Origin of the sequence: Candidatus Reidiella endopervernicosa (assembly GCF_013343005.1) — a bacterium.
Taxonomy (GTDB): domain Bacteria; phylum Pseudomonadota; class Gammaproteobacteria.
Map to the genome: position 1 here is coordinate 2,343,433 of NZ_CP054491.1, position 21,658 is coordinate 2,365,090.

Below are 21,658 nucleotides of genomic sequence, written 5' to 3' on the forward strand. Positions count from 1 at the left end.
TATTCAACAGATAAGCCTGACAAGATCGTTATAGAGCGCCAACATCATCAGCAGTAGCAGTGCAGCGATGCCATATCGTTGACCGGCAAGCTGAGCCTCCTCTGACAGGGGCGATCCCTTGACGGATTCTACAAGGTAATAGAGTAGATGCCCACCATCGAGAACGGGAATTGGCAGTAAATTCAGCACACCGAGGCTGACACTAACCAGCGCCATAAAACCAAGCAGTGCCGACAAACCAATTCTGCTCGATTCGCCGGCGTATTTTGCAATTGTTACCGGTCCGCTCAGGTTGTTCAGCGACACCTCGCCCAACAGCATTTTACCAATCATCTTCACCGTCAGCAGTGAGACATCCCAGGTGCGAGTAAGTGCCCGGCTGGCGGAATCAAGCGGTGAATAGGCCGTTTCAATACGAAGATTACTTCCGTATCCCACTGGCACCTTGGCCGAGGCGCCCATGTACCCGTAGCCTTCAGCACAGCGCGCGCCCTTTCTACCCAATTTGAGTGCAAGTTCAACCGACTCACCACCTCGTTCAACCACAACCCTGATCAGCGATTCAGGGCGCTCACGGACATATTTCGTCCACTCGCTCCATCCCTCAAAGCTCAGATCGTTCGCTGATAAGATTCGATCACCGGCAAGAAAGCCAGCCCGCTCAGCAGGGCCATTCTGTTCGAGCGATGCAATCAACGGAGGTATCTCTGGTCGCCAAACGCTCAGACCGAGATTCTTCAATAGATCGCTTTTTTTAAGGGCATCAGGGGCGCGGGAGAGATCCAGTCTCCGCTCTAGGAGACCAACCTCGGGGCGAATCACCTCAACATTTACCGCCTCGCCCTTGACCGTCGCCTCTAGCAGCGTGAAGAGAGCCTCTTCCCAGGAGTTAATACTGGAACCGTCAATGGTGCGAATCTCATCACCACTGATAAAACCAGCAGCAGATGAGATCGTCTGCGGGGCCACATCACCAATAACAGGTCGCACCCCACTGACACCATGCATAAACATCAGCCAGTAAGCGAAAATCGCAAAAATAAAATTGAAGACCGGCCCTGCTGCGACAATGGCCGAACGAACCGGAAGTGATTTTCGGTTAAAGGCCTGTGGCAGGTCTTGAGGATCGACCTCACCCTCTCGCTCATCGAGCATCTTGACGTAGCCACCCAACGGAATCGCAGCGACCACATACTCGGTCTGATCTCGGCCCTGCCACTTGATAAGGGGTTTGCCGAAGCCGATAGAGAAACGCAACACCTTCACACCGAGACGACGGGCCACCCAGAAGTGGCCAAACTCGTGTGCGGTAATCAGCACACCAACAACAAGAACAAATGAGGCGATCGATACGAGCAATTGACTCATATCCTAGCGCTGCACTTCGGCAGACACCCTCTCAGTGGCGCACGCTCTGGCCTCACTATCCGCAGCGAGTACCTGATCAAGCGAATCGGCGGCTGTGACGCTGATCTCAGTGAGTACCGATTCGATCAACTGCGGTATCTGGGTGAAACGAATCTGCTTTCCAAGGAAGGCATCAACCGCAACCTCATTAGCAGCATTCAATATCGACGGTGCCGTGCCTCCCGTACTGATCGCTTCGTAGGCGAGTCGTAGACAGGGGAAACGGTCGAGATCGGGCTGTTCGAAGTTGAGTTGTGCAATCGCGAACAGATCGAGATTCTCCACACCGGAGCTGATTCGATCTGGCCATGCCAGAGCATGTGCTATAGGTGTGCGCATATCCGGGTTGCCTAGCTGTGCCAACACGGAACCATCGTTATACTGCACCATCGAGTGGATCACGCTCTCAGGATGTACGACTACCTGTATCAGCTCTGGTGAGGTATGAAAGAGCCAGCAGGCCTCTATCACCTCCAATCCTTTATTCATCATCGTCGCCGAATCGACCGAAATCTTTCGACCCATCTCCCAGTTCGGGTGTGCACAGGCCTGGTCAGGCGTCACATCGTGGAGCTGATCAATCGGCATGGTTCGAAATGGTCCACCCGATGCCGTCAGCAATATCTTATTCACGCCAACCTTTTCCAGACCCGACACAAAGTTCTGCGGCATGCTCTGGAAAATTGCATTGTGCTCACTATCGATCGGCAGTAACTCGGCACCATTAGCCTTCACCTCTTCCATAAAGAGATGACCTGACATGACTAACGCCTCTTTATTGGCGAGCAGCACCCGTTTACCAGCGCGTGCCGCTGCAAGGGTTGGCATCAATCCGGCTGCCCCAACTATCGCTGCCATCACATAGTCAACCTCTGCAGCGGATGAGACTCGCTCAAGACCTTCGACACCCGAGAGTACTTCAGTATCGACATCAAGACTTGCAAGCTTACCCACAAGTCGCTCTGCAGATGAAGAATCGGCCATTACCGCGTAGCGGGGATTAAATTGAACAACCTGCTCAGTGAGTCGCTCCACATCACGATTAGCCGTAAGGGCATAGACAAGGTACTGCTCCGGATGGCGCGCTAATACATCAAGCGTACTTACACCAATCGAACCGGTGGCTCCAAGAACCGTGATTGAAATCACCACTTCCCTCCCAGAAGAGACAGACCGAGCAGAAAGATGGGGGCTGCCGCGAGTAGACTATCGATTCGATCCAGCACACCGCCATGCCCCGGCAACAGCTGTCCACTATCTTTAAGACCGATGCGTCGTTTAAGCAGACTTTCGTAAAGGTCTCCAGCAATCGAGAAGAGAGCCGTTATCAAACTCACAACAACGAGCAACAGACCCTGCTCAATATTTAGACCAAAGAGATAGGCTCCAAGAAGCGCCCAAATTGAAACGGCCAACAGTGCACCGAACGCGCCCTCGAGGGTCTTACCGGGACTTACATAACGCGCAAGACGGTTCTTTCCAAAACGTCTTCCAGAGAAGTAGGCACCACTATCAGCCACCCAGATCAAGGTAAGCATATAGAGTAGCGAAAGCGCACCACTGGGCAGCGTCTCATCAACGACAGGAGAGAATTGCCCGCGGTGAATTAGTAGTAATGCAAGCCAGGTAGAACTGAGTAGCCAGAGACCTGCGACAGCATGAAAGAGGCGCGTCACAACGGTTACACCGCTCTCACCCCGATAACGAACAATCGCTGCAATTATCACAACCCAGACAACTGCGGTTGCGATAAGTAGATTCGTTACCAGAACAGGTATTTCAGAAAGCGTCCATCCGGCATAGAGCAGTAGAATCAACAGGATCAGATAGGCCAGTTTGGCAAGAGGACGCTCAAGACCAATCAGACGCCCCCACTCCCACGCTCCTGCAAGCGCAATCGCTGCAAATAGTATGGAGAGCTGTGACGAGCTGAGGCCGAAGATAGCGGCGAAGGCAATCAGTATGAGGACAGCTGCTGTAATCAGACGCTGTTTAAGCACCCTTGATCTGCTCCACCTGATTACCGGTCATTCCAAATCGACGTTGGCGATTGGCAAACGACTCGAGTGCCGACGCAAACGCTTCAGTTTTAAAATCTGGCCACAAGGTGTCGGTAAAATAGAGTTCTGAATAGGCGAGCTGCCACAGCATAAAATTACTGATACGCATCTCTCCACCAGTACGGATAAAGAGATCGGGCTCAGGAAGCTCTCGGAGCGAGAGGTAACGTTCGATATGCTCGGAGGTAATCGCATCGGGTGCAAGATTGCCTTCAGCAACCTCCCGAGCGACTCCACGCATCGCTTCAGTGATATCCCATCTTCCGCCGTAGTTAACGGCAATGGTAAAGGTCAAACCACTATTTTCGATTGTCAGCTCCTGTGCAGCTGCAATCTCTTTCTGTAATTTCTTCGGGAAGGCAGAGATATCGCCGATAAAGTTCATGCGAACCTTATTTTTATGCAGTCGTTTTATTTCACGGCGCAGACTGATCAAAAACAGATCCATCAGCAGGCCGACTTCCTCTTTAGGTCGTCGCCAATTCTCACTACTGAAGGCAAAAACTGTAAGCGCTTTAATGCCTTTATCACTACAGCACCGAACCACCTGCCGTAGCGAATCAACCCCGGCCTTGTGTCCTGAGAAGCGCATTTTTTTACGCTGTTCTGCCCAGCGACCGTTGCCATCCATGATGATGGCAACATGACGCGGCACGGCACTACCCAGTCGTTCTAAGTCGGGTTGTTCGACAGAGTCGTTCATCTTCTATTTATGACTCTCTTTCCATACTTATTGTGATTTATGAAGATCCTTTAGATCTCCATCAGATCCTTCTCTTTGATCTCGAGCAGCTTATCAACCTCACCAGTATGTTTGTCGGTGATCTTCTGCACATCATCCTGTGCACGCCGCTCATCATCCTCAGAGATCTCCTTCTCCTTCTGCAGATCCTTGATATCACTCAACACATCGCGGCGGATATTTCGGATCGCCACCTTGGCAGCTTCGCCTTCGCCACGGACGATTTTGATCATGTCCTTACGACGCTCCTCAGTCAACGGAGGTAGCGGCACACGAATCACTTCACCCGCGCTCATCGGATTAAGGCCGAGATCGGAGGTGGCAATCGCCTTCTCGATATCCTTGGTATTACCCTTGTCCCATGGGGTAATTGAAAGGGTGCGTGAATCACTCACTGTAATAGTTGCAGCCTGACTCAACGGCATCAGCTGACCATAGAGCTCTACTTTCACGTGATCGAGCAGACTGGTATGTGCACGGCCAGTTCGGATCTTGGTCAGTTCATTTTTCAGTGATTCAATGCTCTTCCCCATGCGGGTCGTGGCATCCTGCTTCAGTTCATCAATCATGAAAACCTCTCCTATTGAACAATGGTGCCGATGCGCTCGCCAGAGACGATCTTCATCAAAGCACCTTCATTATTAATATCGAATACGCCCAATGGCATCTGTTGATCGCGACAGAGCACCACAGCCGTGGTATCCATGACGCCTAGCTTGCGCTCAACCACTTCGTCATAACTGAGCGTTTCGTAGCGTTCAGCATCTGGATTCTTCATCGGATCGTCTGAGTAGACACCGTCGACCTTGGTTGCCTTAAGCATAATATCGGCGCCAATCTCGATGGCACGCAGACTAGCCGCTGAATCGGTAGTGAAATAGGGATTACCCGTGCCCGCCGCAAATAGCACGACCTCACCGGCCTGCATCGCTGCAAGTGCCTTACGCCGATCAAATGCCTCACAAACGGGAGCCATCGGAATTGCAGACATCACCTTGGCTGGGACGCCGATGCGCTCAAGCGTATCCTGCATTGCCAGTGCATTCATTACTGTCGCCAACATACCCATATAGTCAGCATTCGAGCGCTGCATACCCGATGCCGAGAGACTGATTCCGCGGAAGATATTGCCCCCACCTATCACCAGACCGACCTCTACACCGCGTTTAACAATATCGCGAATCTCACCAGCAACACGTTCGATAACTGCGTTATCAATACCGTAGTCACCGGAACCCATCAGGGCCTCTCCGCTCAGTTTCAGCAGTAGTCGTTTATAGGTCAGCTCGTTTTCAGACATCGGTGCTCCAGCAGAATCGTAATATCGTTGTATTGCTCACCCAGGTTCATGAGCCTCCTATAAAATGGGGTCGCTATGCGACCCCACCTAAAAACTTTAAGGATGGTATGAAACGACCAGAATGCACCGTTCCATACAACCCTTTAGATCATTAACCCTTAACCTGGGCCATGACCTCATCAGCAAAGTTCTCGACCTTCTTCTCGATACCCTCACCTACCTCAAGACGCTCGAAACGGATTACGCTAGCACTCGCACCGCCCAGCAGCTTCTCAACGGTCTGATCGGGATCCTTAACAAAGGGCTGTCCCAGCAGGGTGATCTCTTTAAGGAACTTATTGATACGACCAACAACCATCTTCTCGATGATCTCGGCTGGCTTACCGCTCTCAGCAGCCTGAGCGCTGAAGATTGCCTTCTCTTTCTCGATCACGTCAGCATCGACATCGGCCTCAGAGACACACTGTGGACGACTTGCTGCAACGTGCATCGCAACATCACGAGCCAGCGCCTCATCACCACCTTCCATCTCAACAACCACACCAATGCGGCCACCGTGAAGATAGCTAGCCAGATGACCGTTGCTGGTTTCGAAGGTCGCAAAGCGACGCACACTCATGTTCTCACCGATCTTGGCGATCATCGCCTTGAGCGAGTCAGCAATAGACACGCCATCAGCCATCGTCACTGCCTGCAGTGCATCCATATCGGCAGGCATATTGGCAAGAACGGCCTCAGCAACGGCACTTGCAAAGTTATTGAAATCATCACCCTTGGTAACGAAGTCGGTTTCACAGTTGACCTCAACCATCACCAGTTTTTTGCTGTCATCACTCTTCTTAACAACAATCATGCCTTCTGCGGCGGTACGACCCGCCTTCTTGTCGGCCTTGGCCAGACCACTCTTACGCATGTTCTCGATAGCGGCATCGATATCGCCATCGGTTTCAACCAGTGCCTTCTTGCACTCCATCATGCCGGAACCGGTACGCTCGCGCAGTTCCTTGACCAGTGCTGCAGTGATTGCCATAACTATTTACCTCTATATAAAACGTAATAACTCTGTAGAAAAGCAACCGGTCAGAACGACCGGTTGCACATATTCAGATCGAATAATCAGCCCTTGGCTGCTTCTTCTGCACCCGCTTCCGCCTCGACCTCAGCCTCAGCCTCCTCCTGAACCTCAACAAACTCGTCGCTAGACTTAGTCATTTGCTGAACGTCTGCGGCACGACTATCCATGATGCTGTCAGCCATACCAGCGGTGTAGAGCTGAATAGAACGGATCGCATCATCATTACCAGGAATAACGTAGTCGATATTATCGGGGCTATTGTTGGTATCAACGACACCAATGACAGGAACACCGAGTTTGACCGCTTCCATTACCGCGTTCTTCTCATAGCCAACATCAACGATAAACAGTGCGTCAGGCAGGTAGTCCATGTTCTTGATACCACCCAGACTGCGTTCAAGCTTCTCCTGCTCACGTTTCAGGACCAGTGCTTCCTTCTTACTGAAGCGACTGATACTTCCGTCCTGCTCCATCGCCTCAAGATCCTTCAGGCGCTTAACACGCTGCTTGATGGTCTTGAAGTTGGTCAGCATGCCACCGAGCCAGCGATGGTTTACGAAAGGCATGCCACAACGCTCGGCGTGCTCTTTAACCGCGTTCTGTGCCGCACGCTTGGTGCCGACAAATAGAACCTTACCCTTACGAGCAGCGATGCTACCGATATAATTGGCCGCATCATTGAACAACGGCAGGGTCTGCTCGAGGTTGATGATATGGATCTTGTTACGGTGACCGAAAATGTAGGGAGCCATCTTGGGATCCCAGTAGCGGGTCTGGTGACCGAAGTGAACACCGGCCTCCAACATTTCACGCATTGTTACTTTTGACATTACTTAATTTCTCCAGTTTGGGTTGGGACTCACATAAATCTGGCCGTGCAACCCGTAGTTGATTCGGGCACCCTGCAACAACCTGTTGTCGATTTATGTTCGAATTTGCCTAAAAGGCGCGCGATTTATACCATACCCAGCGCACAACAACAACGTGGAGATGCGATTCAGGGCCAGTTCAGCCCGTCACGCAAAAACCACACAAACACAATAATTAGCATCTCTTTCAAGAGGATAGAGAATGAGCGTCAAAATAAAGACCCAGGAAGAGATCGAAAAGATGCGTATCGCTGGCCGACTTGCGGCTGAGGTACTGGAGATGATTGAACCCCATATTCAGCCCGGCATCACCACTGACGAGATCGACAGAATCTGTCATGAACACATCGTTAACGTGCAACAGGCGATCCCCGCACCACTCAACTACCACGGATTTCCCAAATCGATCTGCACCTCAGTCAATCATCAGGTCTGTCACGGCATTCCAAGTAACAAACGACTGAAAAAAGGCGACATCGTCAATGTAGACATCACCGTCATCAAAGAGGGTTACCACGGCGATACCAGCAAGATGTTCTTCATCGGCAAACCGAGCATCATCGCCGAGCGTCTGAGTCGTGTCTCTCATGAGTGCCTGATGCTCGGTATCGAGATGGTCAAACCGGGCGCACGCCTTGGCGATATCGGTCACGCGATTCAGAAGCATGCCGAGGCGAGTAAATACACTATTGTACGTGAGTACTGTGGTCACGGTATCGGTGAAGAGTTTCACGAAGATCCACAGGTTCTTCACTATGGAGAGCCCAACACCGGCCTGTTTCTAGAACCTGGAATGATCTTCACCATTGAGCCGATGGTCAATTCTGGTAAGCGTGACATTAAAGTACTACCCGACAAGTGGACCGTCGTCACCAAGGATCGCAGCCTCTCTGCACAGTGGGAGCACACCATTCTCGTTACTGCCGATGGTCATGAGGTGTTGACCCGCCGCAGTGACGAACAGTTCTAAGCTGGTTACTTAACCTTCATGGACAATCTCTCAAGGGACCGTCGTAGCTGCGACGATGCAGAGTTATTTGATGCGGAGTCGTTTGACCGCGAGATAGTGACAACGACCTCCCCTCTTCCACTCTTTAGAAACGCGCTACAGCAAGGCAACACGGTACTGCACGAGCGCTTCCTTGCGGGCTGTGCAGTAACGACGTTGGTCAACCAACGCGCCAAGCTGATCGACGCGCTACTGAGTCGCGCCTGGCTGCACGTCATCGGCGAGAACATGAGTGAACTCGCCCTGATAGCCGTTGGCGGATATGGCCGCGGCGAACTCCACCCCGGTTCAGATATCGACATCATGTTGCTATTTGGCAAGGTTGAACCCGAGGCCTACCAGCCGCAGATCGAAGCACTGCTAATGTTGCTCTGGGACATCGGCCTGGAGGTGGGACAGAGTGTTCGCACGCTGGAAGATTGTGAACGTGAGGCAGAGGCCGATATCACTGTCGCGACAAATCTGATGGAAGCGCGACAGATCTGCGGTCCAGAAGCACTGTTCAGTGAGATGCGCACCCGTGTTGGACCCGATCGACTCTGGCCTGGACGCAGCTTCTTCGAAGCGAAGTGGCGTGAGCAGCAGCAGCGTCACCACAAGTTCAACGACACCGCCTACAACCTGGAACCCAACATCAAAGAGGGACCCGGTGGACTGCGTGATATTCAGATGATCGGCTGGGTCGCCAAACGCCACTACAGTGTCGACACACTGGGCGAGCTGGTCGATCACGGTTTCCTGACCCAAGATGAGTATCGTGATCTGGCTGAGGGACAGGCCTTCCTCTGGAAGATAAGATTCGGTCTTCACGATCTAACAGGACGACGTGAGGATCGGCTCCTGTTTGATCATCAGCGCACTCTGGCCCAGATGTTCGGTTACCGTGACGAGGATGGAAAGCTGGCGGTCGAGCACTTCATGAAGGTCTACTACCGCACGGTGATGGAGCTGGAACGGCTAAACGAGATGCTACTGCAGCTGTTCCAGGAGCAGATACTGCTCGCCGATGACTCTGCTGAACCGCTACCGATCAACAAACGTTTTCAGAGTCGCAAGGGCTTCATTGAGGTCACCCATGAGCGTACCTTCGAGACCTATCCCTTTGCCCTGCTGGAGATCTTTCTGATTCTGGCCCAGCATCCCGACACCGGTTTCTGGTATGAAGATGGAAAACTCACCCATGAGCAACACGATGATGATCAGGATGCACTGAAACTTCGCGGTGTCAGTGCGGCAACCATCCGTCTGATACGTCACAACCGGTACCGCATCGATGAAAACTTCCGCCACGACCTGCGATGTCGATCACTTTTTATGGAGCTTCTACGACAGCCACAGGGGGTGACCCATGAACTGCATCGGATGAATCGCTACGGCATTCTAGCCGAATATATCCCCGCCTTTGGTCAGATCGTCGGCCAGATGCAGCACGATCTGTTCCACGTCTACACCGTCGATGAACACATCCTGTTTGTAATTCGAAACCTGCGTCGTTTTACCGTACCCAAATTTGAACCGGAGTTCCCACTCTGCAGCAAGATCATCAACCACCTGCCCAAGAGTGAACTGCTCTATATCGCAGGACTCTTTCACGATATTGCCAAAGGACGTGGTGGCGATCACTCAAAACTGGGCGCGGTTGATGTGGAGCAGTTCTGCCAACAGCACGACATCAGTGAATACGATACCCGTCTGGTCAGCTGGCTAGTGCGCAGTCACCTGATTATGTCGACGACGGCACAACGACAGGATATCAGCGATCCCGAGGTCATCAATGACTTCGCCGCCCTGGTTGGTAATACCAACAGACTCGATTACCTCTACCTGCTCACCGTTGCCGATATCCGCGCCACCAGTCCATCGGTCTGGAACTCCTGGAAAGACTCACTGCTGGCCGAGCTCTACCACAGTACGCGACACGCGCTACGCCGTGGACTTGGGAATCCGATCGAACAACGGGAGGTAATTGATGAGACCAAGGATGAGGCACGTACCATACTGAGTAATAACGGCTTGACAGAGTCTGCAATCAACACCATCTGGGATCGTGTCGGCGATGACTACTTTCTGCGCTACACCGCACATGAGATCGCCTGGCATACAGAAGCCATCTCCCAGCATCAACGGGTCGACACACCTCTCATCCTGATTCAGCAAGAGGTTGAACGTGGTGGCACCGAAATATTCATCTATATGCCGATCATGGCGCATCAGTTCACCAGCACCACTGCAACGCTCGATCAACTTGGTCTCAACATTCTCGACGCACGCATCATCTCAACCAGCGACGACTACACGCTCGATACCTATATGGTACTGGAGCAGGATGGACAACCGATCAGCAGCAGTCAGCGAATCCACGAGATAGAAGATGCACTCAACCTATACCTGATCCATCCTGAGCAGCAGCCTGGTAGGGTCTATCGTCAAGTAACACGACAGCAGAAGCAGTTCGATATCCCGATTCAGATACGTTTCTATCCCGATCAATATCAACCACGCACGATCATGGAAGTCGTGGCCTCTGATCGTCCCGGTATGCTCTCGCAAATCGCACGCGCCCTTGCCAACTGTAATGTCCAGTTACAGAACGCACGAATCACAACACTGGGTGAGAGGGTTGAAGATATCTTCTATATTACTGATGCTGAGAACGGCGCCATTGAGGATGAGTCACAGACAGCACGGCTCAGAGAGACCGTGATTGATCTGATAGAGAACCACTAAGCTGGCATCAAATCCCTGGTAACGATGCTAAAACAGCGCCTGAAGATCTTTAAGTTCATAGAGACCGACAAAGAACGACATCAGCACCAGAAAGAGTAGCATCGATGTACCCCAGGCGAGTCGTGATTCAAAATCCATGTAGCGTTGTTGCCAGTATCCCTTTCGACTCTTGAGACTGGTCTTCTGCCGAGTCCAGGTCTGTTTATAGAGATGGTGCAGCATGAAGATTTTAACCAACGAACCATAGATCTGATTGAAATAGACCAGAAATGGCCAGCTGATTGAGAACTGCTTGTGGAATACCGCCAGCGCCTTGGCCATGATATAGCGGGTAAATAGTATCCAGAGGGTGAAAGCGAGTAGCAGCTCGGGACCGAACTTCAAGCTACCCAGAATTGCCGCCGTAAAACCGAAGAGCGAAGTCCACATACTCAACATCTGGTCACGTAGCGCCCACCAGGTGTAGGTGCCAGTCGTCTTCCTCGGAATCATCCGTGCGCGTGCATTGGTACGCAACATGTTGCCAAACCACCGTCGCATCAACACATTGGCACCGGTGAAGAACTCCTTATTAGGTGGCTCCTCAACCGTCAGGATTAATGCATCGGGTACATAGCCCATGTCCCAGCCATCTTTGAGCACGTGATACCAGGTCGACTTATCATCACCCGTCAAAAAGCGGAACCGGCCTAGACGCCAATGGTCAATCGCATCGAACTCAACGCGACTAATAAATTCAGGATCACCCACAATATTTCCACGGAACATCGACATGCGACCGGTCAGTGTTAGCACATGGCGCGATAGTGCCATTGAGGCCATATAGACATTGCGCTGCGCAAAACGCAGGTTGTACCAGCGACGGTAGATCCCCGTCACCCTCCCCTCACCGATCAGGGTGCACTCCTCATCGGTGGTCACAGCGCCAAGTCTTGGGTTGATCTTGAACATGCGAAAACAGGCCGAGGCACAGCCGGGACTGAGTATGGTATCGCCATCGATCACCGAGACCACTGAGTCCTCAAGATGGACAGGCGTGGAAGAGACTGCCCGGAATCCGGCAGCGAGTGCATCACGCTTACCTGTTCCGGGAATGCGAACCAATTTGAGATCGACATTCTCGGGTGGATTGAGGCTCTGGAAGATCTGTTTAACCAGTCGCTCCTCACTCATCTCCACAATTGAAGCAATGACCGTTGAGGGCACACCACAACGAATCGCCTCTTTGACCGTTTCACGATAGACATCCACCGAAGTATCGGTATCGATACGGAAGGTCGTCACCAGAAAGAAGGCGTGGATTGGATCGCCCTCTGTGCCGAGCGCATCGGCCTTTTTTCGCATGCGCGGAAAGACAACCTTCAAATAGATGAGGGCACGGAAGAAGTGTTGAATCGCCCAGCTATAGCGCCAAACCGCAACCACACCGATGATAAAGATGAATTGCCGCGCATCGGGATCGAAATAGATACTGGGCAGCGCCATCGCCATAACCACCATCACCAGGATATAGATGAGCTGACCCACTACTTACTACTCCACTTGCTCATATCACAGCTTGGATTAATCTTGTCACGTACCTGACTGCCACGACGCACCACTTTTGTCTTTGCAGAGTGGTGAATCTTATTTCCGCAGAGTGCAAGCTGCGGTGAACGCATTATCTTTATCGCACCGGCGCGGTTATTCTCAATATGGTTCTTCTCCACCCGGTTATAGACACCCTGATCTGCTGTATCTCCGCCCATGCGTACCGCTACACCTGCACCATTGATAATGGTGTTGTAACGAACGGTATTGTAGTTACCACGGAGTGAAACGCCCCCTGAATCGGGGTCGTTTGCCTGATCACAAAGATTGTATTCAATTCGGTTTCTCACCGAGCCCTCTTTGATATCAACACACTCACTCCCCCCGACCACAATGATATTGTGGTGTATCCAGTTGGAGTTGGAGTGATCTGCATAGTTTTTTAACTGCTCCGGTGCGGTACCAATATAGATTGCCTCACCATTTTTTTTACCACGACCAAATCGAAAATCACGCAACCCACAGTTTTCGATCGTTGAATAGGCCAACTCAGTGCCAACCGCATTACCCTTGATGCGTAGACACTCGCCATAAGCGTTCTTTAACCTTAGTCCCCGCATCACAACCTGTTTGATGCCATGCTTGTGACCGTCGATATAGATAAGCTTGTCACGACAGGCCTCGATACCCTCACCTTCACTATGATGACCATCAATAGTCAGGCCGTTGAGTTCAATATAGCTGTGGTTAATCTCAAAAACGCGATTGCGGCTTCCTCCGTGTAATACCGCATCAGGATAGGCCTGGATGCTAATCGGTCGACGCGGTTCACCCGAGCGAACACTCTGCAACGACTCATAATAGTGACCACTACCAATCACCACCGTATCACCCGGATGTGATAGTTGTAGCGCTCGTTGAATTGATGACAGCGCTTCAGCGGCTGACTTCCCACTACCGCCGGGCTTGGCCTGTGGCGAGACAAAGTAGTGCTGTGCCGAAGCAACGCCACTAAGCAGCAGTAGCGGAATCATTAACCAACGTTGCAAACGCACGTTCATCAACCTACCAGCAGATTCCGTTGTAGCGTTCGTTACTGCACTGCCCCGAGATGCGTACCAGATCAACCACCGGTTTCTCAGCCACCTTGTCACAGATTTGAGTGAACTCTTCATCACCATTTCCAACAACGATCACATCAGCCTCAGAGAGCACCGTATCGATGTCGTTATAGATCCGATCCGAGACATGGGAGATACGGTTATCGAGATTCTTATCCTTTGCGTCACGGTTGATACTGTTATAGACATTTCGGTCGTAGATAAAGAGTTCATAGCCCTTGCCGAGTAGTCGCTCCGCCAAAATCAGTTGAGGACTCTCACGCACGTCGTCGGTATCGGGTTTAAAGCTAAGACCAAGTAGTCCTACCCGTTTTTTTCCCGTGTCTCGAATCATGCCAATGGCACGATCTATCTGATAGAGGTTGCTCTTCATGATGTTAGAGATCATCGGTGAACGCAGGTCTAGCTTGTCCGACTGGTAGGCGAGCGCACGCACATCCTTAGGCAGACAGGAACCGCCAAAGGCGAAACCGGGTTTCAGGTAATAGGTGGAGAGGTTGAGCTTCTGATCCTGACAGAAGATATCCATGACTGCATGACCATCAACGCCCGACTCCTTGGCGATGTTACCGATCTCATTGGCGAAGGTCACCTTCAGTGCGTGCCAGACATTATCGGCATACTTAACCATCTCTGCGGTAGAAATGGAGGTACGAATCAATGGAGCATCGAGCTCTTTATAGATCGATTCAAGCATTGCACCTGCCCTCTCACAGCTCTCACCGATAACCGTCTTGGGCGGATTGAAATAGTCAAAAATCGCCGTACCCTCACGCAGAAACTCAGGATTCGAAGCGTACATGAAACCTGTATCGAGCCCCTTGCCAGAGGTTTCAGTAATGATAGGAACCACTGTATCCCGTGCTGTTCCCGGCAGGACGGTACTCCTCATTACCACCAGATGATCTCCCTGCTTCTCTCGTAGTGAGATTCCTAGCTGGTTGGCGACATTTCGCACGAACTTAAGATCGAGTTCACCACTTGGCTGACTCGGCGTACCTACGCAGATAAAGCTCGCCTCGGACTCCATCACCGCAGCGTGGTGATCGCTGGTCGCCTTGAGTTTCCCTGCGTCGACCACCTCTTTCATCAACGCATCTAGCCCCGGTTCAAACAGCGGTGCACGACCCGAGTTGATAAGATCAATCTTATTCTGGTCTACATCAACTCCGATTATTTCGTGTCCCATCTTCGCCAGACAGGCACTACAGACTGCACCGACATAGCCCAAGCCAAAAATACTGATCTTCATCTACTCATTCCTTCAATCACAATTTTCTTGCAAAAATAATCGGACAGCTACTCGGACAACACGCCGGTCACCTTAAATATTTCACTCTTTAACTCGAGCGAGCGTAGATTGGCCCGTCGGATATCGGCCGCACGATTGATTCGATCCATCAATGACAATGCCAGCTTCAATGCACCCGAGCTATTGCTGCGCGCTGCGGTCAGCACAAAGGCCAATCCCTCGGCTTGGTTACGCTTTGCTGAGATTCCGTTGAACAGCCGTTCGCCGTAGCGGCTCATGGCCCTGCCGTGCCCTGCAAGGGCGGCCTCATGATAGAGGCGCATCACATAACGACGATCCTGCCCCTTTTGAGAATCGAGCAGTTCGGCCAGGGCATATTTGGCATCGAGATAGCCGAGCTGTGCGGCACGCTCATACCACTTGATCGCCAGTGCCAGCCAATCTGTCGAGAGCTGGGTTTTATGAATGGAGTAGAGCTCACCCAGTTCATAGGCGGCCTTGATCGTACCGGTTACTGCAAAACGTTCAAAGATCTGTCGTGCATACCGAAGATCTCGGGGCACTCCCTTACCGACGGCATGAAGTCGTGCCATCTGCAGATTGCCGAGATCGTAGCCTTGATCAATCGACTTGCGATAGAGACGCACCGCCTTGTCGATATCCAGCGTTTCAAAGCGCCCATACTCAACCAGTTTTCCGAGTCTGAAGGTCGCCGCCCCCAGGCCACGTTCAGAGAGTATTCGGTAGCTTGCAATGGCACGGTCGACATTCTGCTCAACACCAATCCCCTCCAGTTGCAAATCGGCATAGCGCAGCTGAGCCGGTGGATAACCGGCCACTGCCGATCGCTCATAGAGCGCCACGATCTCGGGTGTCACAGCGTTATCACCGAGACGGAACTCGAGCATACGCGCCAGCTTGTAGGTAGCCGCGTGATCACCCGCCTTAGAGAGATCGACAAAGATCACCCTGGCGGCCTCAAAGTCCCTGACTGCCTCATCCCCCTGAGCATAGAGATCGGCCAGCTTGAGACGTGCGTTACCGTCATGACCCTCGACAGCTGCGAGATAGTGATCACGCGCCTTGATATGGTTGCGCGGCAGATAATTGCCGTCTCGGTAGTAGTCACCGAGACGAACCATCGCAGGGGTATATTGCTCCTCGACCAGCGCCTCAAGAAGCGCTACCGCACGCGACTTATCAAGATCGACACCCAGACCTTCCCAGTAGAGTCCGGCCAGTCGCAGCCTTGCACCCTGATGTCCGGCCTCTCCAGCGCGCTGATACCAACTCACGGCCTCTAGCGGAAAGTGATCAAAGTCGGCCATCAGTTCGATCATTTGGGCCGCACCGTAGGCGGCACTGACATCACCCCGTAGTGCATATTTATGGTAGATCAGTCGGGCTGCACGAATATCACGTGTCACCCCAAGGCCATACCCCATCATTCTCGCCATGCGCAGCTCAGCACGTTCAAAACCCTGGTCATAGGAGAGCTGATAGAGCTCGTGGGCGTAGGCATAATCGAGTGGCTTCTCCTCGCCATCGCGGTAGAGATCCCCGAGCTTCGCGGTAGCCGGACCATAACCGCCGATCGACATCTCTTGATAGGTGTTGATCGCCTTATCGATATCACGCTCAACACCGATACCATGAAAGTAGAGATCGGCCATACGCAGTCGGGCCGCCTCATAGCCACCACTGGCCGCCTGCCGATAGAGCTCGACTGAACGGGCCGAAGGGCCGGATTCACCAGAGAGTTGCTCCTCCAATGCGGCCAGCCGATAAGCGGCACTCATATTGCCAAGATCGATCTGCTGCTGTAACAGCTCACGAGCTCGGTCGTAATCGACAGCCACGCCACGTCCCTCGATATAGAGGGTAGCCAAGCGGTTCGCGGCACTCCGATGCCCGAGTGCAAGGGCACGCTGATAGTAGTCGTATGCCTTGGCATAGTTCTGTTGCAGCGCGATACCCTCGTCATAGAGCAGCGCCAGCTTGTACTGGGCACGTGGATTATCGGCATTGGCATGGCGGGACAGGATTTCTACACCGCGCGACGTATCACGTGGCAGGTATTGCCCTTCGATGTAGAGCTCGGCCAGTACAATCTCGGCAGGTACGCTACCCGCCGTCGCAGCCTGTTTCAGTGCATCGATCGCCGTGGCACGTTCGACATCGCTCTTTGCATAACGCAGCAGAAACTGCCCCATGCCGTAGAGCGCACCGGTATGACCCAGTTCAATCGCACGCTGGTAGTGCGTAAGCGCCTCTTGTTGACGATCGGTACCAAGATGGCCTGCCGCATAGAGCTTGGCCAGTTGGTACTCCGCTTCAGGGAAATCCTTCCTGGCCAGCACCTCCCAGTTATCGAAGGCGGTCTCGTAGTCGCATTCCAGATTGGCCCTCTGTGCCACCTGCAGGTCGGCACAGCTTGTGAGCAACAGGATCGAAATCAATAAAGTTAATAGATGACGCATCACTACCACCGCACCTTCAACTCAAGACGCGCACTATAGGCAGTATCATCGGCGGCAACCCCATCAAAGGCATCTCCACCCTGGAACACTCCCAATACACCTTCGGGAGTCGCTATTTTTGCGAAAGTTTGTTTTGGGCATCAAGCCCAAGCAAACAGCAAAACTTAACGCGACCGTTTATGCCTGCGGCGCCCCGACGTCCTGCGTACGTTGCGTAATCACCTCTTCGCGGCTCTACACAACTCCCTCAGTGACTCTACGCCGACATAAAGCCGCTGCTGCATCTTCTCCGTCGTTCGCTCGCGCTCTCAACTACGAATAGGCAGACGGCGTCGACTATCGGGACTAACCGCCCTCACTTCGCTCTCCATGGCGGTCAGCGGAGGCGTATATCCCGATGCAGATCACCACCCAGAGTAAGGTCGAGCCCGTAACCAATATCGGTAGAGAGACCGTTGGGACGTAACCGCGTCCTTCCTGCCTGTAACCAGCTGTCTGCCTCCATCTGCTGGTAGTGGTAGTACGCACCCTCCAGCCAGACCGATTCGTTCAACGGCAGACCCGCAAACACAGAGACGATCTGCAGATTGCCAAGTGCAGGGTCGAGCGTATCACCGTAGTAGCGCAGCCGCGTATCACCTACCCGACGGTCTTTGTTTGAAGCGATATGTGGCTGTAGATAACCGCTATAGTCACCACTAAGCGTCGGATCGCCCTGCCCCAACGCATACCTCACTCCAATGGCATGACCTTGTTCAGAGAGACGGGTAATCAGACCCAGATCGAGACCAAATCCTCCTGAGATCGACTGATCAACCCAACTCACCAGATGGGTAACAGGATCTTCAATACGTAGATTGCGATCACCCTGAACGGTCGCCAGGTCGAGCCAGTAATTGAACCGACGTCCAGTGTTGTAACGCTTCTCACCTTCAAATGAGATGACCAGCCAATTCAACTCTGAGTTCTCGCTCAGCGCATTCGATTCATAGAGCTCATCGAAGGTAAAACGCTCGGGAGCCTCATAGGATTCGTGAATAAGTTGCAGACGCATAAAGTGGCGATGGTGCCACTGATATTCGATTGCGCCGAACAGATAGTAGCTATCACTATCATCATTCCGGCTATTGTCATCTTCATCGAAGATATCGTCGAGGCGTGGATTCCAAACCCATCTGGCAGCACCCAGACCGATATCGAGCAGGGTTGAGTCGTAGTAACCCTTGATCAGATCGATATCGTCATCAAATAACCAGGAGCGCTGATCACGCAGCCGGGTACGTCCAATATCTGCCGCCAGAAAGGGTGACTCAAAAAGGTTCTCACCACGAAGATAGAGGCGTTTAATCTCTGCAGAGAGACCACAATCGATCTCATTGGAACCAAACAGTTCGCGACAGGAGAAGATGGCGCGCAGATCGGCATCGAGCAGCCAATCCTCCCACATCAAACGGTTATACCGAATCCCCAGCCTGACCAGTCCCTCGCTCGCTTCGTAGCGTTCATCGCCAAGCGGAGCCATATCGGAAAAACCACTGAGTTTAAAATCACTATAGAAGTGGTGACTGGAGAGTTCGCGTGGTTCAGCAGCCACAGCGGTCGCAGCGAGGATTAGAACAACCGCGTATCGACGCAGGATTTTAATCATCTCTCCACCCCGGCCCATCTTGATAGCTGGGTATAGCTCACCCTGGCGCCTGGATCACGATGACGGTTAACCTTACCCAGCACCTGCTCCAGTCGCTCCTTGTGTCTCTGCATATCTTCTGCACGTGTGGCGATCAGATAACGGTCGGACGTCCTCTCTCGCATCGCCTTTCGGTCAAGATAGGCACGACGCTCTCCCGTCGCCTCTCGTCCCTCAAGCAGCTCACGCTGGCGACGCGCTTCGCGCTTGACCTTTAAACGATTAATAGCCTTCTGTTCGCTCAGGTACTCCTTCAGTTTGTCTGGTCCATAGGCCTGAAACCGATCAATCTCTGGTTTAAAAAGCCGCAGTACAGCGCGATAACTGCGTAGTTTTTCTGGCTCATTGCTCTGTGCCGCAGGTCTCTGCTCAGATGAACACTCATCACCCACACACAAATCAGCCGCTACCAACTCTGCCCTGGCACGATTCACTGCAGAGACCAGTTGATTCTTGCTCACGCCAGTAATCAGCGGTAACCACTTGAGTTCAATGGCAGCCTTGGCATCGCCGTGAAGCGCTGCCAGAGCAAGTTTTGTTAGAGGCCCAACAACACGCTCTCCTCGATAGCCATGCTCTCGAAGCTTCAGATGTGCAAGCAGGCGCAACGATGAGCTATGACCCGATTCAGCCGATTGTGATAGTGCATCTGTAATTCGTTTTATTGACTGTTTATTGGCGACACTCAACTCTCTGAGCTGAAGTACCGAGAGTTCATAGCTCGCTGCAACTACACCCTCTTGAGCAAGCTGCTCGAGTATTTCGCGTTTATAGCGATTAATGTCCCCCTGACGACTGGGTTTAACGGCACCCCCTGCCCGTTTTTGTCGATGTAACTTTGACTGTCCACCGAATTGTTGACCACTACAGAGGCGCTTTGGATCACCACAGAAGGAGACACCACCTTGAAGATTACCGAGCAGTAGCTGATCAGCCACACCCTGAACATCATCTGAGAAGAGAGATGAACCAGAGGAACTAAAATCGTTACCGAACAGCTGTAGATAGGCACTCGATTTAATAGCAACAGCCCCCGATAGATTTTCAGAAAGGGTGTTTCTATTAAGTCTCAGACCACTCGCCATGTGGTAGGGATCACGTTCAAAGTCACGCGTCTCCAGCTTATCGATATTGACGACTGCTGTTTCAACACCAAAATGGCCATTGCGGAAGAACCTGTTGTTATCAGCCGTTACCGAGAGACTATTGCGTACAAACAGTCCGTTATTGGCATTGGAAAAGAGTGTATTGCCACTGATGCGATTGTTATCGCTCTCAAAGATTGCCACTCCATCACCATGATTGGCAAAAACCACATTGTCACGAATCAGGGTTCTCTCAATATTTCGATCCAGCATGATGCCGGAACCGTGGTTACCGAAGGAGATATTCTCACTGATCAATGCATCCTTGATCTCACGTGAAAGGATTATGCCGTGTGCGTGTTTGGCATCGAAGGTGATGTTGCGCGCAACAATCAGCCGCTTGGTAAAATCGTGCGGATCTACGTTATAGATAAGGTTGTCGTGAAAAATATTTCCTATCAAGACTACACGATCGGCATCGTTGGTATAGAAACCGAAAAAACAGTTCACTATCCGGTTTCCGACAAAGATACCGTGTGGTTTTGGGAGATATTTGATCGCGCCTGAGAGCGAAGAGACGGTCCAGAGTGACTTGATCTGCGGCGCTGTTAGCGACAGACCAAAACTGGCCCGACCGTTATAACCAAGTCCATTAATGGTTGAGTTTGCAAAGTAACTGCCTGATCCTTCCATGCCCTGAATATAGGGGCGTGCGTCACGCTTGGCGTAATGCAGTAGCTCTGCCTTTGGCAAAACGGGTCGTGGTCCGTAGTCGCCACGACTTTCATCCCAGCTGGTAATGGTCGCATCGACCACATAGAGATCGCCGTTATAGGCAAGCACAGCGGTGTCGGGTACAGATAGACGCAGTGTCACTCCCTGTACCACCAGCTTGGCAGTGGGTGCCACGTAGATCGGGCGGTAACTGATGTAGGTCTTAGCATCGACCTGTCGAATCAGGCGATCATCGTTGACCAGCCGCACCACATCGGCAAGATCATAGACACCATTGGCAAGCATGATCGCCTTTACAGCCCCCCGTTTTCCCTGATGCTGTCGTGTTGTCTGTAACTCAAAATAATTTTCGACAGGAAAAGTATAGAGCTGATCGAGACGAATAAGCGACACATCACTGCCGTGTCGACGCTGAGGTAGCCTCTCGCGAACCGACTCAACGGTATAACGATCCAGCTCACTCGCACCTGTCTGGTTGAGGGGAAGCTCAACAGCAAATAAAGCTTGGCTACAGAACAACAACGACCAGAGCAGTTGCCCCAAGTGCTGCATCGACAGACGCATCATCCGTTCCAGTCC

General features: G+C 52.1%; 17 protein-coding genes. 3 read left to right on the forward strand and 14 right to left on the reverse strand.

The annotated features are described in order from the left end of the window. Positions 1-3: 3 nt before the first annotated feature. The 8 genes from rseP to rpsB form a co-directional block, all read right to left on the reverse strand. Complete coding sequence (rseP, locus tag HUE57_RS12945; protein WP_078482947.1) at positions 4-1,368, reverse strand: RIP metalloprotease RseP; 1,365 nt, start codon at positions 1,366-1,368, stop codon at positions 4-6. A gap of 3 nt (positions 1,369-1,371) precedes the next feature. Next, entirely contained in the window at positions 1,372-2,556 is a 1,185-nt protein-coding gene (gene ispC, locus HUE57_RS12950) for a 1-deoxy-D-xylulose-5-phosphate reductoisomerase (RefSeq protein ID WP_078482970.1), read from the reverse strand. Next, a complete protein-coding gene (locus tag HUE57_RS12955) occupies positions 2,553-3,407 on the reverse strand; it encodes a phosphatidate cytidylyltransferase (RefSeq protein ID WP_172840164.1) in 855 nt (284 codons plus the stop codon). Before HUE57_RS12955 ends, ispC begins: the two co-directional genes overlap by 4 nt. Beyond that, on the reverse strand, positions 3,400-4,170 hold the full coding sequence (locus HUE57_RS12960; RefSeq protein WP_078482945.1) for an isoprenyl transferase: 771 nt from the start codon (positions 4,168-4,170) through the stop codon (positions 3,400-3,402). Before HUE57_RS12960 ends, HUE57_RS12955 begins: the two co-directional genes overlap by 8 nt. A gap of 50 nt (positions 4,171-4,220) precedes the next feature. Then, complete coding sequence (gene frr, locus HUE57_RS12965; protein ID WP_078482944.1) at positions 4,221-4,778, reverse strand: ribosome recycling factor; 558 nt, start codon at positions 4,776-4,778, stop codon at positions 4,221-4,223. Between the two features lie 11 nt (positions 4,779-4,789). Next, complete coding sequence (gene pyrH / locus HUE57_RS12970; protein WP_078482943.1) at positions 4,790-5,509, reverse strand: UMP kinase; 720 nt, start codon at positions 5,507-5,509, stop codon at positions 4,790-4,792. Positions 5,510-5,660: 151 nt separating this feature from the next. Then, positions 5,661-6,539 carry a translation elongation factor Ts gene (gene tsf, locus HUE57_RS12975; RefSeq protein WP_078482942.1) on the reverse strand — a complete coding sequence of 293 codons (879 nt, stop codon included), beginning with the start codon at positions 6,537-6,539 and terminating at the stop codon, positions 5,661-5,663. Positions 6,540-6,625: 86 nt separating this feature from the next. Beyond that, positions 6,626-7,414, reverse strand: coding sequence for a 30S ribosomal protein S2 (rpsB, locus tag HUE57_RS12980; protein WP_078482941.1), 789 nt, complete (start codon positions 7,412-7,414; stop codon positions 6,626-6,628). Between the two features lie 241 nt (positions 7,415-7,655). On the opposite strand from rpsB, the gene map reads away from it, so the two are divergent. Beyond that, positions 7,656-8,423, forward strand: a complete 768-nt coding sequence (map, locus tag HUE57_RS12985) for a type I methionyl aminopeptidase (protein ID WP_078482940.1) — start codon at positions 7,656-7,658, stop codon at positions 8,421-8,423. A gap of 18 nt (positions 8,424-8,441) precedes the next feature. Then, positions 8,442-11,189 carry a [protein-PII] uridylyltransferase gene (gene glnD, locus HUE57_RS12990; protein ID WP_078482939.1) on the forward strand — a complete coding sequence of 916 codons (2,748 nt, stop codon included), beginning with the start codon at positions 8,442-8,444 and terminating at the stop codon, positions 11,187-11,189. Between the two features lie 27 nt (positions 11,190-11,216). Here glnD and HUE57_RS12995 read toward each other — a convergent pair whose 3' ends face one another. From HUE57_RS12995 to HUE57_RS13010, 4 genes are read right to left on the reverse strand one after another with little or no spacing between them, the layout of a single operon-like run. Further along, positions 11,217-12,716 (reverse strand): glycosyltransferase, encoded by a 1,500-nt coding sequence (locus tag HUE57_RS12995; RefSeq protein WP_135622041.1) that lies wholly within the window; start codon positions 12,714-12,716, stop codon positions 11,217-11,219. Next, positions 12,716-13,780, reverse strand: coding sequence for a right-handed parallel beta-helix repeat-containing protein (locus HUE57_RS13000; RefSeq protein ID WP_172840163.1), 1,065 nt, complete (start codon positions 13,778-13,780; stop codon positions 12,716-12,718). Before HUE57_RS13000 ends, HUE57_RS12995 begins: the two co-directional genes overlap by 1 nt. Positions 13,781-13,784: 4 nt before the next feature. After that, positions 13,785-15,092, reverse strand: a complete 1,308-nt coding sequence (locus tag HUE57_RS13005; RefSeq protein ID WP_078482937.1) for a nucleotide sugar dehydrogenase — start codon at positions 15,090-15,092, stop codon at positions 13,785-13,787. Between the two features lie 47 nt (positions 15,093-15,139). After that, entirely contained in the window at positions 15,140-17,536 is a 2,397-nt protein-coding gene (locus tag HUE57_RS13010) for a tetratricopeptide repeat protein (protein WP_174673315.1), read from the reverse strand. A 154-nt stretch (positions 17,537-17,690) separates the two neighbouring features. Between HUE57_RS13010 and HUE57_RS13015 the strand changes: the two genes are divergently transcribed. Beyond that, positions 17,691-17,894 carry a hypothetical protein gene (locus tag HUE57_RS13015; protein WP_174673316.1) on the forward strand — a complete coding sequence of 68 codons (204 nt, stop codon included), beginning with the start codon at positions 17,691-17,693 and terminating at the stop codon, positions 17,892-17,894. Between the two features lie 54 nt (positions 17,895-17,948). On the opposite strand, the gene HUE57_RS13020 is transcribed toward HUE57_RS13015, so the two are convergent. Then, on the reverse strand, positions 17,949-19,220 hold the full coding sequence (locus HUE57_RS13020) for an alginate export family protein (protein ID WP_174673317.1): 1,272 nt from the start codon (positions 19,218-19,220) through the stop codon (positions 17,949-17,951). After that, on the reverse strand, positions 19,217-21,646 hold the full coding sequence (locus tag HUE57_RS13025; RefSeq protein ID WP_078482934.1) for a right-handed parallel beta-helix repeat-containing protein: 2,430 nt from the start codon (positions 21,644-21,646) through the stop codon (positions 19,217-19,219). Before HUE57_RS13025 ends, HUE57_RS13020 begins: the two co-directional genes overlap by 4 nt. Positions 21,647-21,658 lie beyond the last annotated feature (12 nt).